This is a genomic window from Pseudosulfitobacter pseudonitzschiae (genome assembly GCF_900129395.1).
Taxonomy (GTDB): Bacteria; Pseudomonadota; Alphaproteobacteria; order Rhodobacterales; family Rhodobacteraceae; genus Pseudosulfitobacter; species Pseudosulfitobacter pseudonitzschiae.
The window spans coordinates 408,986-424,084 of sequence record NZ_FQVP01000001.1 but is presented as its reverse complement, the minus strand read 5'-3'; the positions used below and the strand labels follow the sequence as shown (position 1 = coordinate 424,084).

Below are 15,099 nucleotides of genomic sequence, written 5' to 3'. Positions count from 1 at the left end.
ACCTCATGCGTTCCAGGCCCGGTCGCCCTTGGCATCCTTGACCCGCGTCGGCAGGCCGATCTCATCCAGCAAGGTGAACAGCGGCTTGGGGTCCAACTCCTCGACGTTCACCATCTTGGCCACGTCATAGGTGCCATCCGCAATCAGCATCGCAAAGGCCACGGGCGGCACGCCGGCGGTATAGGAAATGCCCTGGCTGCCGACCTCTTCATAGGCTTCCTTGTGATCGGCCACGTTATAGACGAACACTTCCGCCTCGGCACCGTCCTTGGTGCCTTTGACCAGATCCCCGATGCAGGTCTTGCCCGTGTAGTTCGGCGCAAGGCTCGACGGATCGGGCAGCACGGCCTTGACCACTTTCAGCGGAATGACCTCCAGCCCCTCGGCCGTCACCACCGGCTGTTCGGACAGCAGGCCAAGGTTTTGCAGAACGGTAAAGACGTTGATGTAGTGATCGCCAAAGCCCATCCAGAACCGCACATCGGCCTGCGGATAGTTGGCCGCCAGCGAATGCACCTCGTCGTGGCCCGACATATAGGCCTTTTGCTTGCCGACGACGGGCAGATCCCACTCGCGGCCCACCTCGAACATCTTGTTCTCCTGCCACGCGCCCTGCTGCCAGCTATACACGGTGCCGGTGAACTCGCGAAAGTTGATCTCGGGGTCGAAGTTGGTCGAGAAATACTTGCCGTGGTTGCCCGCGTTGATGTCGACGATGTCGATGGATTTCACCTCGTCCATATATTCATCCACCGCGAAACGGGCGAACGCGTTGACCATGCCGGGATCGAACCCCGCGCCCAGAATTGCGGTCACACCCGCTGCCGCGCAGTCGTCGCGGCGTTTCCATTCATAGTTGCCGTACCAGGGCGGCGTTTCGCAAATCTTGGCGGGATCTTCGTGAATCGCGGTGTCGATATAGGCAACCCCGGTCTGAATGCAGGCCTCGAGCACTGTCATGTTCACGAAAGGCGAGCCCACGTTGATCACAATCTGCGCACCGGTCCCCTGCAACAGGTCCACCACGGCGGCGGTGTCCATCGCATCCACCGCATGGGCCTTGAACACGCCGTCCTGTTTCATGGCACCCTTGTCGTGCACGCTCTGGATGATGGCTTCGCATTTCGAAACCGTCCGGCTGGCGATATGCAAATCCCCCAGCACATCGTTGTTTTGCGCGCATTTGTGCGCCACGACCTGAGCGACGCCACCTGCGCCGATGATAAGAACATTGCGTTTCATGTATCCAAGAGACCTCTTATGTCTGGTGTTCAGGAAAGGGCTGCCGAAAAATCGGCATAGTCGAATTCGCGCACCATGCGCAGGCTTCCGTCCAACTCGCGAATGGCGATTCCGGGCATCTTCACCCCGTTGAACCAGTTTTTCTTAACCATTGTGTAACCGGCTGCGTCCTGAAACGAAATCCGGTCGCCGGGTTGGATCGGTTTGTCGAACCGGAACTCGCCAAAGATATCGCCGGCAAGGCAGGACTTGCCGCAGATCATCCACGGGTGATCGCCGCTGTCGGGGCTGATTTTCGCAGGCTCGCGGTAAATCAGCAAATCCAGCATATGCGCCTCGATCGACGCATCGACAATCGCCAGGTCCTTGCCGTTGTGCAGCGTGTCCAGAACGGTCACCTCCAGCGTCGCAGCCCCCGTGATCGCGGCCTCGCCCGGTTCCAGGTAAACCTGCACGCCGTTGGTTTCCGCGAACGCCTTGAGCCGCGCGGCGAGACGCTCCAGCGGATAGCCCTCGCCGGTGAAATGAATGCCGCCGCCCAGGCTGATCCAGTCCATCCGCGCAATGATCGCGCCAAAACGGTCCTCGATCAGAGTCAGCATCTCGTCGAACCGGTCGAAATCGTCGTTCTCGCAGTTGTTGTGAAACATCAGCCCGCTGATCTTGTCCGCCACGGTGGCGATCTGGTCAGGGTCATGTTCGCCCAGACGGCTGAACGGACGCGCAGGGTCCGCCAGGTCAAACCCCGAGGTTGACACCCCCGGATTGACCCGCAGCCCGCGCACATGATCCTGCGATGCGGCATCGAAACGGGTCAGCTGGCCGATGGAGTTGAAGATGATCTTGTCGCTGTGGGTCAGGACCTCTTCGATCTCGTGATCGGCATAGGCCACGGAATAGGCGTGCGTTTCCCCGCCGAACTTCTCGGCCCCCAACCGCACCTCGTACAGCGACGACGAGGTCGATCCATCCATGTATTGCGACATGAAATCAAAGACCGACCACGTGGCAAAACACTTCAGCGCCAACAGCGATTTCGCACCGGATGCGTCACGCAACCAGGCGATTTTTTCTATGTTCTTTTTCAGATGGGATTTGTCGATCAGGTAATAGGGCGTTTGCATGGGCGTGCTCCCCTTGGTGCCGTGTCTCAAGCCGCCCACCTAAGGCGACGAAGCCCCCATGGCAAGGGCGATGGCAAAATGCCCGCGACACGGGCACGCTTTCACCGTTGTATGTGCATGGGAAAACAGGACAAACAACATGAAAACGTGGTTGCAGCCTGCCCGCCTCTTGCCCGTTCAAGGTTCAGTGCGACGTCGATCGCAAGGGCCCAAGGGCGAGTGCGCACAGGATGAATGCGAACTCGTTTCAGACCTTGAGCGTCTGCGGGTATTTCTACCCTCCGAAACCTGACCTTGTACCACCCGCCTTGCCAAAGCCCCCGCGTGAAGCGGCGGTGGCGCGTGTCATTGGCGTTTTCCCGATGGTCGAGGTCGGGCGGACAAATTGCGAGGTGTTCAGCTTTGCCGCGCCTTGGTTGCTGGAAAAGGTGCTGGTGCGCGCGGCATTGGTATAGCGTCCGTCGGCATTTTTATACAGCGGCTGGGACGCGGCCATCCCGGCCTTTCCCCCCAGCATGTTCCCGATCAGATAACCTGCCAGCAACGGCATGAAGATACTGCCAGACCCGCCTTGTGTCGCGCTCGCTTCCGAGCCACAGGCACCTTCGCCATGCTGCTCTTCGCAAACGGCAATGCTGTCATAGCGCGGTGCTGCCTCGACGTGCAGCGCCTCGGCCTGCGAAAACGCGGTCTCGCAATCTTGCGCGCTGAACATCCCGCCGCGCGACGCTTCGTCCACACAGCTTTGCAGATCCGGGAATGCGGCGGCATCCACCTGTTCTTCGCGGCATCCCGCCAGCGCAAAGGCGGTCGCGCCAACGATCATAATAGCAACGCGGTTCGAGCGTTTGGTCATGTCAGTCGTCTTTCTGCTAGGGTACCGCGCCTGTTACGCAACGATAAAATGGGGTTTAAAGCGGGACAAATCCTGTGTGATGCGGGACCGGTCTTCGCGCAGACCAATTCCGGCACAAGCCTGCCCTATGATCCAGGCCCCGACCACAGGACGGAAACCGTCAAACTGCGGCAATGGCGCATAGGCCTGAATGATGCGCGGATGTTCGGAATAGTCGGTGTTTTTCGATTCCTCGACCACCTGCCCGGACTTGAAGATCGAAACCGACGCGCCTTCACGCGACAGGATTGGCTTGCGCACATGACCGGCGTCCAGTTGCGCCTCGGCGCGGGCAAAGGCAGCAGCACTTGCCCCACGGCCCGGCCTGGTGTCGTTAAGATCAGCCTCGAAAAAGGCGGGCAACAGGTTTGGATGCCCTTCGAACATCTCCCACAACACCGGCAACAATCCCTTGTTGGACAGCAATGCCTTCCACGCAGGTTCCAGAAACAGACAGCAGGAACCGTCGATGTGGTTTGCGTAGTCATCGCGCAGCAAATCTTCCCACGGATACAATTTGAACAAGACCGCGATCCGGCGATCTTCGTCATCCAGAAACTGGCCGTCCTCGCTGAGCGCGATTTTGTCCAGATCACAGTAATGCGCGCCCAGACCAGCCTCTCGTGCGGCCCAGCCCATGGCCTCGACCGTGCCGTAATCCTCTGGATTTCCAGCGACCGCGGTAAAGTGCAAATCGCTGTTCGTTTCGAACACTTCGGCAAACCGCGCAACCAATGCCTCGTGTATCCCGTTGAACTGGTCGGTTCCGGCGGGCAGCACACCGGCGTGCAACTGGTCTTCTAACCATTGCCACTGAAACGCCGCGCTTTCATACAGGGACGTCGGCGTATCGGCGTTATATTCCAGCAACTTGGCAGGCGTCTGGCCGTCGTAGGCGAAATCGAACCGTCCGTATATCTCCGGGTCGCCCCGCTTCCAGCTTTCGGCAACAAGATCACGGTGCGCTTGCGGAATCGCCAGTTTTTCCATCAGGCTTTCGCTGGCGATGATCTCGGCCACTGCCTCGCGGCACATGTCATGCAGCGCGGTTGAAGGGTCTTCCAGATCGGTCTCGATCTGCTCAAGCGTAAAGGCATAGGCTGAGGTTTCATCCCAATAGGGTTCGCCATGCATATCCGCAAAGGTGAACCCGACATCTTTGGCATGGTCGCGCCAATGCGCCCGTTCAGGCAAAGTGATCTTTTTCAATGGTCAGGTCCCCAAGCGTTCCCGACCGGACTTAATCGGAATCGGATGCGGCAACCAGAGGTGGTTTTGGGGAAATGTCTTCGGCTCAGGACCGATTGATCCTGCGCCTTAAGTTTTCATGCGTTTCGCAACACCCGGAAAATTCGGACCCGCACGAAAAAAGGGAGAGCCGAAGCTCTCCCGTAAAGTCTCGCCACTCAGGCTCAATGTGTTAACCGCTCGGAAATTTTTTTGCCTGCGGCCTGAGCGTCGTCAGGGGGCGAGCGCACCCGCCCCGTGTCCCGAGCAAGTCCATTCGGACTTGCTCGGAGTGGGTGGCAGCGTATCGCGTAGCGATGCGCGAGAACCCACCCCTTTGCTATTTGAACTCTCCCTCACAGACAGGACAGTTCTTCCTATTTTCGTCAGCGGCAACAATATAGTCACCGCAATAACCGCACCACCGCGCGTCGGGAGGAACGTCGAGTGGTTTCAACCGAGGTTCCATCTCTCTAAGCTGAGGTCGAAGAGGTTTCATCGCACGTTTTTTCCTTTTGCGCTCATCCCAAACCATTTCCGCCCCACCCTATTTCGGCGGAGGTCCGGCCTGAACTGGCGCGGTCGAACCCCCTGCACGTTTTCCCGCAATGGGAAACGTGATTTGCTTAACTACAGCCGGACGTGCCGCCGCAGGTGTTGCACTTCATGCAGGTGCCGTTGCGCACCAGCGTGTAGTTGCCACATTCGCCGCAAGCTTCACCTTCATAGCCCTGCATTTTCGCCTTGGCCCGTGCATCGAGGCTGACAGCCCCGGAGGCCACTGCAGTGGTTGTCATGCTGGCCGCCCCGCCGGTGCCGGTGGCCACTTCGGGCACCAGTGTTTGCAGCGTTGCAACCGGATCGGCCATGCCGCCCTGCAGCAGGGTCAGATCCTGCGGCAGACGCTTGCGCAGATAGCCAGTCGAGGAAATCTGTTTCAAGACTTCCAGCGATTTGCTGGCCGCACTTTCGCTGATTTCGCTGACATTGCTCACACCCTCTTCGACACCGCGACCGATGCTGTCGAACGACGCGCCCTCGGGCTGGACATGTGCCAGGTCGGTGCGGTCCAGATAGGACACCGCCAGTTCGCGGAAGATATAATCCAGGATCGACGTTGCATTCTTGATGCTGTCGTTGCCCTGAACCATGCCGGCCGGTTCGAACTTGGTAAAGGTGAACGCATCGACGAACTCTTCCAGCGGCACGCCGTATTGCAGACCAACCGACACCGCGATGGCAAAGTTGTTCATCATGGCGCGGAAACCGGCACCTTCCTTGTGCATGTCGATAAAGATTTCGCCCAGGTTGCCGTCGGCATATTCGCCAGTGCGCAGGTAAACCTTGTGCCCGCCCACGATGGCCTTCTGGGTATAGCCCTTGCGACGCTCGGGCATCTTCTCGCGGTGCGACTTCACGATCTCCTTGACGATGATCTTTTCGACGATCTTCTCGGCCAGAACGGTGGCTTTTTCCTGCATCGAACCGGATGCGAGCGCCTCTTCCGCCTCTTCGTCATCCTCGACCAGCGCCGACGCCAGCGGCTGTGACAGTTTCGATCCATCGCGGTACAGCGCGTTGGCTTTCACCCCCAGCGACCACGACAGTTCGTAGGCCTTCTGGCAATCCTCGATGGTGGCATCGTTGGGCATGTTGATCGTCTTGCTGATCGCGCCCGAGATGAACGACTGTGCCGCGGCCATCATGTAGATGTGGCTGTCGACGCTCAGATACCGCTTGCCCTTCTTACCGCAGGCATTGGCGCAATCGAAGATCGCGTAATGCTCTTCCTTCAGGAACGGCGCGCCTTCCAGTGTCATCGTGCCGCAAACGTGGTCATTGGCCAGCTCGATGTCACGCTTGCTGAACCCAAGATGGCGCAGCAGGTCAAAGGTGGGATCGTTCAGCTTGGCCGCCGGGATGCCCAGCACCTTGGTGCAGAAATCCTCGCCCAGCGTCCACTGGTTGAACACGAACCGGATATCGAACGCGCTTTCCAGCGCCGCGTCGACCTTGGCCAACTCGTTGGGGCCAAAACCGTGACCGGTCAACGAGGTGTGGTTGATGCCGGGCGCGTTGCCGATGGTGCCGTGGCCCACCGCATAGCTGACGATTTCCTCGATCTGGGCCGAACCATAGCCCAGTTTCTCCAGCGCCGCAGGCACCGACCGGTTGATGATCTTGAAATACCCGCCACCGGCCAGCTTCTTGAACTTCACCAGCGCAAAGTCGGGTTCGATCCCAGTGGTGTCACAGTCCATCACCAGACCGATGGTGCCCGTGGGGGCAATAACGGATGTCTGGGCGTTGCGATAACCGTGTTTCTCGCCCAGGCTCAGCGCCTCGTCCCAGGTGCTTTGCGCCATCTCGACCAGACGCATGTCGGGGCAACCGGCGATGTCCAGCGGCACAGGCTTCACCGCCAGCTTTTCATAGCCTTCGTCGTTGCCATAGGCCGCATTGCGGTGGTTGCGAATGACGCGCAGCATGTCCTTGGCGTTTTTCTTGTAGCCTGGGAACGCCCCCAGCTCGCCCGCCATCTCGGCGGAGGTGGCATAGGCCACGCCGGTCATGATCGCGGTCAGCGCACCGCACAACGCACGGCCTTCGTCGCTGTCATAGGAATAGCCCATGTTCATCAGCAAGCCGCCGATGTTCGCATAGCCCAGACCCAGCGTGCGGAAGTCATAGGACCGCTGCGCAATTTCTTTCGACGGGAACTGCGCCATCATCACGCTAATTTCCAGCGTCACGGTCCACAGACGCGCGGCGTGCATGTAATCTTCGACCTGGAACACGCCATCCTTGAGGAAGGTCAGCAGGTTCATCGACGCCAGGTTACAGGCGGTGTCGTCCAGGAACATGTATTCCGAACAGGGGTTCGAGCCACGGATCGGCCCGTCAGCGGGGCACGTGTGCCATTCGTTCACGGTGTCGTGGTACTGGATGCCCGGATCGGCACAGGCCCATGCGGCATGGCCCACCTGCTCCCACAGATCGCGGGCGCGGATCGTCTTGGTCACGCGGTTGTCGGTGCGGCTGATCAACTCCCAGTCGGCGTCTTTCTCAACGGCCGTCAGGAAGGCGTTGGTCACCCGGATCGAGTTGTTCGAGTTCTGACCCGAAACCGAGCTGTAGGCTTCGGAATCCCAGTCGGTGTCATAGGTGGGGAACTCGATGCTGGTGTGGCCCTGTTTGGCGTAATCCAGCACGCGTTTGATATAAGTCTCGGGGATTGCGACCTTTTTGGCGTCGCGAATGGCCGCTTTCAGCCCTTCGTTCACCTTGGGGTCATAGGCATCGGCCTCTGCGCCGTCCCATGCCTTGATCGCGGCGAACAGCGCGTTCAGCTTCTGCTCGTGCATTTTCGAGCCTGCGACGATGCTCGCCACTTTCTGCTCTTCGATCACCTTCCAGTTGATGAAATCCTCGATATCGGGGTGGTCCGCATCGACGATCACCATCTTGGCCGCGCGGCGCGTGGTGCCGCCCGATTTGATCGCACCCGCAGCGCGGTCACCGATTTTCAAAAAGCCCATCAGGCCGCTGGACTTGCCACCGCCCGACAGTTTTTCACCTTCGCCACGAAGCGAGGAAAAGTTGGTGCCGGTGCCCGAGCCGTATTTGAACAGACGCGCCTCACGCACCCACAGGTCCATGATGCCGCCGTCACCCACCAGATCATCGGCGACCGACTGGATAAAGCAGGCATGGGGCTGCGGATGCTCATAGGAGGATTTCGAGCGGGTCAGCTCGCCGGTCTGGTAGTCCACGTAATAGTGGCCCTGCGCCGGACCGTCGATGCCATAAGCCCAGTGCAGGCCGGTGTTGAACCACTGCGGGCTGTTGGGGGCCGCGCGTTGGGTCGCCAGCATGTGGCGCATTTCGTCATAATAGGTTTGGGCGTCTGCCTCGGTGGTGAAATAACCACCCTTCCAGCCCCAGTAGGCCCATGCACCCGCCAAACGGTCGAACACCTGCTTGGACGAGGTTTCGCCCCCCATCTCGGCACCTTCAGCGGGAACCGACCGCCACAGGAAGGACGGAACGCCTTTTTCTTTTACTTTCTTCACCTTGCTCGGCACGCCGGCCTTGCGGAAATACTTCTGCGCGATCACGTCGCTGGCGACCTGGCTCCAGGATGCGGGCACTTCGACATTGTCGAGGCGGAACACGATCGTGCCGTCAGGATTGCGAATCTCGGAAACGGTTGTCACGAAATCCAGCGATGCATAGGCATCTGATCCGGCTTGGGTGAACTTTCTATCAATTTTCATCGCGCTGCCTCATATCCAGCTTTTTTCAGGTTGAAACGCTGACGTTGCAGCGGTCCGCTTGGTGCAGGTGCCGGGATGAAATTGACACGTCTTTTGGTGCTGAAACCGAATGTTCCAGCCCTGGATTTCGTCCTGTTTGACGCAATTTTGTCTGTCCCAGCGTCGCCGACGTCTTGTTAGTGTTGTCCACTAAATGTTGTGGTGATCGGCGATGTCTGCACAACCTGACGTATCCACCCGCCTTGCGTCAACGAAAATTTTTAGGTTTTTTTGCCATCAACAGGCTTGACCCACACCGACAATTGTTCGGTTTCGGCTTGCGGGTGATTCAGTCTCGCTGCACGGCAAAATCATCCACAAATGTTACCCACAGGCTGCAGCCGGATTTTCTGAACCTTGCGGCAAACTTAGCCCATTCATGTGACGTTATTCATTAAGTTGTACCCAGCTTCATCCACCGTTCTGCGTCGCGGCACGAAACGGTTTGTTCTCTGTTGGGATTTGTGGTCGTTTGAGAGCAACTGGCAAAAAGGGCACGTTCATGAAACCGATCACGGCACTCCTGCCCATCTTTTTGGCGGCCTGCGCACCCCAATATATAGAGACCACGGTCACTGACCCACAAGATTTGCCCGTGCGCCGGGCCTTGTTCGCCCAAGACCCTGCAGGTCTGCACGAGGCGTTTCGCGCGGCCTGCGACTCACCTGGCGACACATTGGCCACACCTTCGCGGGGAATCATTCAGTGCCGCACCCTGCCCACGCCCGATTTCGCGGCCTTTCTCCTGCTGGAATATGACGGTGCGCTGAAAACCCCCACCGTCGTCATGCAAAAACAAAAGCGCCGCACGGATGCGGGACCAGGATCGACGATGATCGAATTCAGCTATTTCGCTGAAGTCCCGCAAAAGTCGGGCAATGCGCGGCGTGTCTATTACAAGGACCGCCAGCTGGATCAGCTGCTGGACCAGATGATGCGCGCCGCCGGAGGCCAGACTGTCGAATAGACAGCCCTGGCGCGCACAGGACGAAACGGCCCCGCGCCAAGGCGCGTGCCGTTACAGATCACACAAAGTGGGAAATTCATGGTCGGGGCGAGAGGATTCGAACCTCCGACCCCCTGTACCCAAAACAGGTGCGCTACCAGGCTGCGCCACACCCCGAACCATGGGCGGTGCATAACGGCCACCCCGCCGATTGAAAAGGGCAAAAGCGCCCGGACCGCCCTATTCTGTGCAGGGCCACGCCGCATCGTCCCCGTCAAAGGCCGGATGACGCACCTGCGTGCCCTTGGTGATGCCCATTCGCTCGGCCAGGCCGCCGTTGATTTCCAATGCAGCCAGCAGATTGTCGCCCCCAAAGATCGGGGTTTCATCCAGGGGAATCGCACGGTGGTGAATGTTCTGAACAACGCCCTGCGCATCGATGAAAATCATATCCAGCGGAATCAGCGTGTTGCGCATCCAGAAATTCATCGGCCTGGGGCTTTCGTAAACAAACAGCATCCCGGCGGATTGCGGCATCTTCGGCCGGTTCATCAAACCCTGCGCCCGCTCTTCGTTGTCATCGGCGATCTCGACGTTGAACCGCGCCCGCCCCCAATCGCCACGCAAATCGACCGCCCCCTGCGAACAGGCCGCCCACAGGGCAGAGTTGCCAAGCATTACAAAAAGACCGGTAAACAGAATGCCGCGCATTGTCAGTCGTCCTTTGAAAGCGCCGCCTCCCATGCATGAACTTCGGCGGCCATGCGACCCCGTTTGCCATCTATCACCCGGATTGCCAAGGCTTCGCCCGGCTGCAAATCGGACAGCCCCGAACGACGCAGAACCTCGACGTGCAGAAACACGTCCTCGGCGCTGCCGAAAATATTGGCAAAGCCAAAGCCCTTGCCCTTGTCGAACCATTTGACCCGCCCCGGCTCAAGCGGCGTATCAACGACACCAAATTCCGCCAGATCGGCCAACGCCTGCTCACCGCGGCTGTTTTCGGGCGGTGTGATCGACAAGACTTCGACCGCCTGCACGCCGCGTTCGGTGTTTTGCACGACCACATCGACCCGCGCCTGATCCGATACCGAACTTTGCCCGAAATTGCGCAGCACATTCACGTGCAGCAAAATGTCGGGCCCACCTGTATCCGCGACGATAAAGCCGAACCCCTTGACCGGATCAAACCACTTGACCAGTCCGGTCAAAGTCTCACGCTGTTTGTCTTCGTCCGGCACTGAGCAGTCTTTCATCGAGAAACTAAATTGTTGACCTGTTAACCAAGACTTGCACGATTTTCATATCCCTTTTCAAGCGGGAAAACCTAAGGTTTTTCAATATTCTGCGTTTCGCGCTGCACGAAATTCATGGGTTAAGGCGATCAATTTGCCATGGCTGAGACGGGTTTTCACGCCGCCATCTGTACCGGTCGTGCAGTCTGAAATCGCCATCTGCCCAGAATTCAATCTCGACGGGAGTGATGCGGTAACCGCCCCAGAATGGCGGCCGCTTGGGGTTGGTGCCGTGCTGTGCGGTCACCCTTGCGACCTCTGCCATCAGCGTGGCGCGATTCTTCAACGGGCGGCTTTGTTTGGACGCCCATGCCCCCAGACGGCTTTTCAGCGAACGCGATGCGTAATACTCATCCGCCCGCGGACCATCCTCGCGGACGACCGTGCCGCGCACCCTGACCTGACGGCGCAGCGATTTCCAATGCATGACAAAAGCGGCGGCCTTGGCCTGTTCGATTTCCTGTGCCTTGGCGCTTTCGTAATTGGTGTAAAAGATGAACGCATCGTCGGTGATATCCTTCAAAAGCACCATTCGCGCGTTGGGCATACCCGACGCATCCACCGTCGACAGGGCAATGGCGTTGGGGTCGTTTATCTCCGAGGCTTCCGCTTTGGCCAACCAGCTGCGCACCAATGCAAAAGGATCATCCCCCGCGAATTTTCCGCTGCGTTCTGCCATCTTGTCCACCTTCCATAACCGTCACTTCGCATGAGTCACGGTCTGCTCCAGCGTAACATAGAGTACAAAGACCGCGCGCCAAGCATACCAACTCTCTTGATGGCACGGGGTCAATCGCCTAAAGGTCGCTTAAATGAAGTGGCTTGAAGGCAAAGGGGTTTTTGATGGCGCATGAGCTGATGAAGGGCAAACGCGGGTTGATCATGGGCCTGGCCAATGACAAGTCGATCGCATGGGGCATTGCCAAGACGCTGGCGGATGCCGGTGCACAGCTGGCGTTTTCCTACCAGGGCGACGCGCTGAAGAAACGCGTGGACCCGCTTGCGGCATCGCTGGGCAGCGACATCGTCCTGCCCTGCGACGTGGGTGACGAGGCGTCGATTGATGCGCTGTTTGCCTCCCTGCAAGAGACTTGGGGCAATCTGGATTTTGTGGTTCATGCCATCGGCTTTTCCGACAAGAACGAACTGCGTGGGCGTTACGTCGACACCAGCCGTGCCAACTTTGCCATGTCCATGGACATTTCGGTCTATTCCTTCACCGCCGTAATGCAGCGCGCCGAGAAGATGATGAACCCCGGCAGCAGCGCGGTGACGCTGACCTATTACGGTGCCGAAAAGGTGATGCCGCATTACAACGTCATGGGCGTCGCCAAGGCGGCGCTCGAGGCTTCTGTGCAATATCTTGCCGAAGATCTGGGCAAGGACGGCATCCGCGTCAACGCGATCTCGGCCGGACCAATCAAAACACTGGCCGCCTCGGGAATCGGGGATTTCCGGTACATCATGAAGTGGAATGAGTACAACTCGCCCCTGCGCCGCAACGTCACCATCGAAGATGTGGGCAAGGCAGCGCTCTTTCTGCTCTCGGATCTGGGCAGCGGCACCACGGGTGAAAACCTGCACGTGGACGCAGGCTATCATGTGGTCGGCATGAAAGCCGTCGACGCCCCCGACATCACAAAGTGACGCCATGTCCCCCGAAAGCCTGATTGCCTTCAACTCGATCCTGATCGCCGCCCTGCTCAGCCCGGGGGCCGCTTTCCTGACCTCGGTGCGCATGTCCGTCAGCGCAGGCCGTGCGGCCGGAATCGCAACCGGTTTCGGGCTGGGGACAATGGCCGCGCTTTGGACCTTGGCGGCACTGATGGGGCTTGAGGGGCTGTTCGCGCTGTTTCCCTGGGCCTACACCACGCTCAAGATCGCCGGTGCGCTTTACCTGATCTGGATCGCCATCCAGACATGGCGCCATGCCCGCGATCCGCTGGGCGATGTGTCCGTGCCGCGCGGGCGGGCGTTCTTGACGGGCTTTCTGGTGAACCTGGGCAATCCCAAATCCATGCTCTTCGCGGGTGCCATCATCGTGGTGATCTTCCCCAAGGGGTTGGAGGCCCAGCATATCGCGCTGATCGTTGCCAACCACTTTGCACTCGAAGTGCTGTTCTACACCGCCTGCGCCCTGCTGCTGTCCAGCGGCCCAGCCCGCGCGCGCTATTTGGCGGCCAAGCCTGTGCTGGACCGCATCGCTGCGGTGGCGCTGGGTGGCTTTGGCCTGAAACTGCTTACAGGAAAGTAATCCGATGACCGACCGCCTGCCCCACGAAAAAGGTTTTCACATCAGCTGGGACCAGATCCATCGCGACAGCCGCGCGCTGGCGTGGCGTCTGGACGGGCATGGTCCCGAAGGCGGTGCCGGTGAACAGGGTGGCGGCTGGCGTGCGGTGGTGGCCATCACGCGGGGCGGCATGGCCCCTGCGATGATCGTCGCCCGCGAACTGGACATCCGCACCGTGGACACCATCAGCATCAAATCCTACGACCATCAGGACCAGTCCGAGGCCCGCGTGCTGAAATACCCCGACGCCGAGATGATGGGCGACGGCACCGGCATCCTGATCATCGATGATCTGGTGGACAGCGGCAAAACCCTCGAGGTGGTCCGCGCCATGTACCCCAAGGCGCATTTCGCCACCGTCTATGCCAAGCCCAAGGGCCGCCCGCAGGTCGACACCTTTATCACCGAGGTCTCTCAGGACACGTGGATCTTCTTCCCCTGGGACATGGCGCTGCAATATGTCGAACCCTACCGCGGCAAGGACTGATCATACGGTTCGTCTTTTCTGGTTCAGAAAATCCCCGCCGGAGGCACCTGCCCTCACACCCGGAGCCAACCGATGAATTTGCCACGCACCGCCACCACATTCGCCCCGCCCGTCATGGAAGCACGCCGCTGGCTGGACGGTGTGACCCATCCCGCCGACCGCCCGTTGATCAACGTAAGCCAGGCCGCACCGGTTGACCCGCCCCCCACCGCATTGCGTCAGGCGATGGCGGATGCGGCGCTGACCAAAGACGATGCCCATCTCTATGGCCCCGTGCTGGGCATGCCGGCACTGCGCGATGCGCTGGCGGCCCAGATCAGCACGCATTACGAAGCGACAGTCACGGGCGATCACGTTGCGATTACCTCGGGCTGCAATCAGGCCTTCGCCGCCGCCATCGCCACGCTCTGCGCCGAGGGTGACGAGGTGATCCTGCCGACGCCCTGGTACTTCAATCACAAGATGTGGCTGGACATGTCCGGCGTCACCTCGGTCGCCCTGCGCACCGGCGACGACCTGTTGCCCGACGTCGAGACCGCCCGCGCCCTGATCACCCCGCGCACCCGTGCGATTGCGCTGGTCACCCCCAACAATCCCGGCGGCGTGGAATATCCCGCCGAACTGGTCCGCGCCTTTTACGATCTGGCCCGCGATGCGGGCATCGCGCTGATGGTTGACGAGACCTACCGCGATTTCGACAGCCGCACCGGCGCGCCGCACGCGCTGTTCCAACAGGACGGCTGGCAGGACACGTTCATCCATCTGTATTCCTTTTCAAAGGCTTACCGCCTGACCGGTCACCGCGTCGGCGCGCTGGCCGCGTCGCCCGCGCGGCTGGCCGAGGTCGAGAAATTCCTCGATACCGTCGCCATCTGCCCCGGCCAGATCGGCCAGTATGCGGCCCTTTGGGGGTTGGAAAACCTGTCGCAGTGGGTTGCGGGCGAACGCGATGAAATCCTGGCCCGCCGCGCAGCCATCGCCGGCGGCTTTGACGTGCTGGCGGCCCAGGGCTGGCGCTTGCTGGGGCTGGGTGCCTATTTTGCCTATTTGGAGCATCCCTTTGCGGCCTCCTCGGCCGACCTGGCGCCGCAACTGGTGCGCGAGGCGGGCATCCTTTGTCTGCCCGGCACCATGTTCTGCCCCGCGGACGACATCAGCGGACAGCGACATCTGCGCATCGCCTTTGCCAACCTCGATGTTGCGGGAATCGCCGCGTTCTATCACCGCCTGAGCGGGCTGGATCTGCCGCGCTGACGGCCCTTGCCCCTGCGCGG

At 59.8% G+C, this 15,099-nt stretch carries 13 protein-coding genes and 1 tRNA gene; 5 read left to right on the top strand and 9 right to left on the bottom strand.

Annotated features, from left to right (window positions below):
* Positions 1-3: 3 nt before the first annotated feature.
* From BUC08_RS02020 to BUC08_RS02000, 5 genes are all read right to left on the bottom strand, one after another.
* On the bottom strand, positions 4-1,242 hold the full coding sequence (locus BUC08_RS02020; RefSeq protein ID WP_037921082.1) for a saccharopine dehydrogenase family protein: 1,239 nt from the start codon (positions 1,240-1,242) through the stop codon (positions 4-6).
* Positions 1,243-1,271: 29 nt separating this feature from the next.
* Positions 1,272-2,366 (bottom strand): carboxynorspermidine decarboxylase, encoded by a 1,095-nt coding sequence (locus BUC08_RS02015; RefSeq protein ID WP_037921083.1) that lies wholly within the window; start codon positions 2,364-2,366, stop codon positions 1,272-1,274.
* Between the two features lie 274 nt (positions 2,367-2,640).
* Entirely contained in the window at positions 2,641-3,222 is a 582-nt protein-coding gene (locus BUC08_RS02010) for a DUF1190 domain-containing protein (RefSeq protein WP_037921088.1), read from the bottom strand.
* A gap of 33 nt (positions 3,223-3,255) precedes the next feature.
* Complete coding sequence (locus BUC08_RS02005) at positions 3,256-4,470, bottom strand: glutathionylspermidine synthase family protein (RefSeq protein ID WP_037921094.1); 1,215 nt, start codon at positions 4,468-4,470, stop codon at positions 3,256-3,258.
* A 644-nt stretch (positions 4,471-5,114) separates the two neighbouring features.
* A complete protein-coding gene (locus tag BUC08_RS02000) occupies positions 5,115-8,765 on the bottom strand; it encodes a vitamin B12-dependent ribonucleotide reductase (RefSeq protein ID WP_037921096.1) in 3,651 nt (1,216 codons plus the stop codon).
* 541 nt (positions 8,766-9,306) lie between these two features.
* On the opposite strand from BUC08_RS02000, the gene BUC08_RS01995 reads away from it, so the two are divergent.
* Positions 9,307-9,771, top strand: a complete 465-nt coding sequence (locus tag BUC08_RS01995; RefSeq protein ID WP_037921099.1) for a hypothetical protein — start codon at positions 9,307-9,309, stop codon at positions 9,769-9,771.
* A gap of 79 nt (positions 9,772-9,850) precedes the next feature.
* Here BUC08_RS01995 and BUC08_RS01990 read toward each other — a convergent pair.
* The 4 genes from BUC08_RS01990 to pdxH all read right to left on the bottom strand — a co-directional run bounded on the left by BUC08_RS01990 (position 9,851) and on the right by pdxH (position 11,724).
* Positions 9,851-9,927, bottom strand: a tRNA-Pro gene (locus BUC08_RS01990).
* 63 nt (positions 9,928-9,990) lie between these two features.
* Positions 9,991-10,461 (bottom strand): DUF192 domain-containing protein, encoded by a 471-nt coding sequence (locus BUC08_RS01985; protein ID WP_037921102.1) that lies wholly within the window; start codon positions 10,459-10,461, stop codon positions 9,991-9,993.
* 2 nt (positions 10,462-10,463) lie between these two features.
* Positions 10,464-10,991 carry a cold-shock protein gene (locus BUC08_RS01980; RefSeq protein ID WP_037921103.1) on the bottom strand — a complete coding sequence of 176 codons (528 nt, stop codon included), beginning with the start codon at positions 10,989-10,991 and terminating at the stop codon, positions 10,464-10,466.
* A 127-nt stretch (positions 10,992-11,118) separates the two neighbouring features.
* Positions 11,119-11,724 (bottom strand): pyridoxamine 5'-phosphate oxidase, encoded by a 606-nt coding sequence (gene pdxH / locus BUC08_RS01975; RefSeq protein WP_037921105.1) that lies wholly within the window; start codon positions 11,722-11,724, stop codon positions 11,119-11,121.
* 164 nt (positions 11,725-11,888) lie between these two features.
* Here pdxH and fabI point away from each other — a divergent pair, with 164 nt between their 5' ends.
* The 4 genes from fabI to BUC08_RS01955 all read left to right on the top strand — a co-directional run bounded on the left by fabI (position 11,889) and on the right by BUC08_RS01955 (position 15,079).
* Positions 11,889-12,692, top strand: coding sequence for an enoyl-ACP reductase FabI (gene fabI / locus BUC08_RS01970; RefSeq protein ID WP_037922092.1), 804 nt, complete (start codon positions 11,889-11,891; stop codon positions 12,690-12,692).
* Positions 12,693-12,696: 4 nt separating this feature from the next.
* On the top strand, positions 12,697-13,299 hold the full coding sequence (locus BUC08_RS01965) for a LysE family translocator (protein ID WP_037921109.1): 603 nt from the start codon (positions 12,697-12,699) through the stop codon (positions 13,297-13,299).
* A 4-nt stretch (positions 13,300-13,303) separates the two neighbouring features.
* Entirely contained in the window at positions 13,304-13,825 is a 522-nt protein-coding gene (gpt, locus tag BUC08_RS01960; protein WP_037921112.1) for a xanthine phosphoribosyltransferase, read from the top strand.
* Between the two features lie 72 nt (positions 13,826-13,897).
* Complete coding sequence (locus BUC08_RS01955; protein ID WP_073194098.1) at positions 13,898-15,079, top strand: aminotransferase; 1,182 nt, start codon at positions 13,898-13,900, stop codon at positions 15,077-15,079.
* Positions 15,080-15,099 lie beyond the last annotated feature (20 nt).

What these genes read in the sequence shown, in the direction of transcription:
- BUC08_RS02020 (WP_037921082.1), bottom strand. Translation starts at nt 1,242, where the DNA reads ATGAAACGCAATGTTCTTATCATCGGCGCAGGTGGCGTCGCTCAGGTC.
- BUC08_RS02015 (WP_037921083.1), bottom strand. Translation starts at nt 2,366, where the DNA reads ATGCAAACGCCCTATTACCTGATCGACAAATCCCATCTGAAAAAGAAC.
- BUC08_RS02010 (WP_037921088.1), bottom strand. Translation starts at nt 3,222, where the DNA reads ATGACCAAACGCTCGAACCGCGTTGCTATTATGATCGTTGGCGCGACC.
- BUC08_RS02000 (WP_037921096.1), bottom strand. Translation starts at nt 8,765, where the DNA reads ATGAAAATTGATAGAAAGTTCACCCAAGCCGGATCAGATGCCTATGCA.
- BUC08_RS01995 (WP_037921099.1), top strand. Translation starts at nt 9,307, where the DNA reads ATGAAACCGATCACGGCACTCCTGCCCATCTTTTTGGCGGCCTGCGCA.
- BUC08_RS01985 (WP_037921102.1), bottom strand. Translation starts at nt 10,461, where the DNA reads ATGCGCGGCATTCTGTTTACCGGTCTTTTTGTAATGCTTGGCAACTCT.
- pdxH (WP_037921105.1), bottom strand. Translation starts at nt 11,724, where the DNA reads ATGGCAGAACGCAGCGGAAAATTCGCGGGGGATGATCCTTTTGCATTG.
- fabI (WP_037922092.1), top strand. Translation starts at nt 11,889, where the DNA reads ATGGCGCATGAGCTGATGAAGGGCAAACGCGGGTTGATCATGGGCCTG.
- BUC08_RS01965 (WP_037921109.1), top strand. Translation starts at nt 12,697, where the DNA reads ATGTCCCCCGAAAGCCTGATTGCCTTCAACTCGATCCTGATCGCCGCC.
- gpt (WP_037921112.1), top strand. Translation starts at nt 13,304, where the DNA reads ATGACCGACCGCCTGCCCCACGAAAAAGGTTTTCACATCAGCTGGGAC.
- BUC08_RS01955 (WP_073194098.1), top strand. Translation starts at nt 13,898, where the DNA reads ATGAATTTGCCACGCACCGCCACCACATTCGCCCCGCCCGTCATGGAA.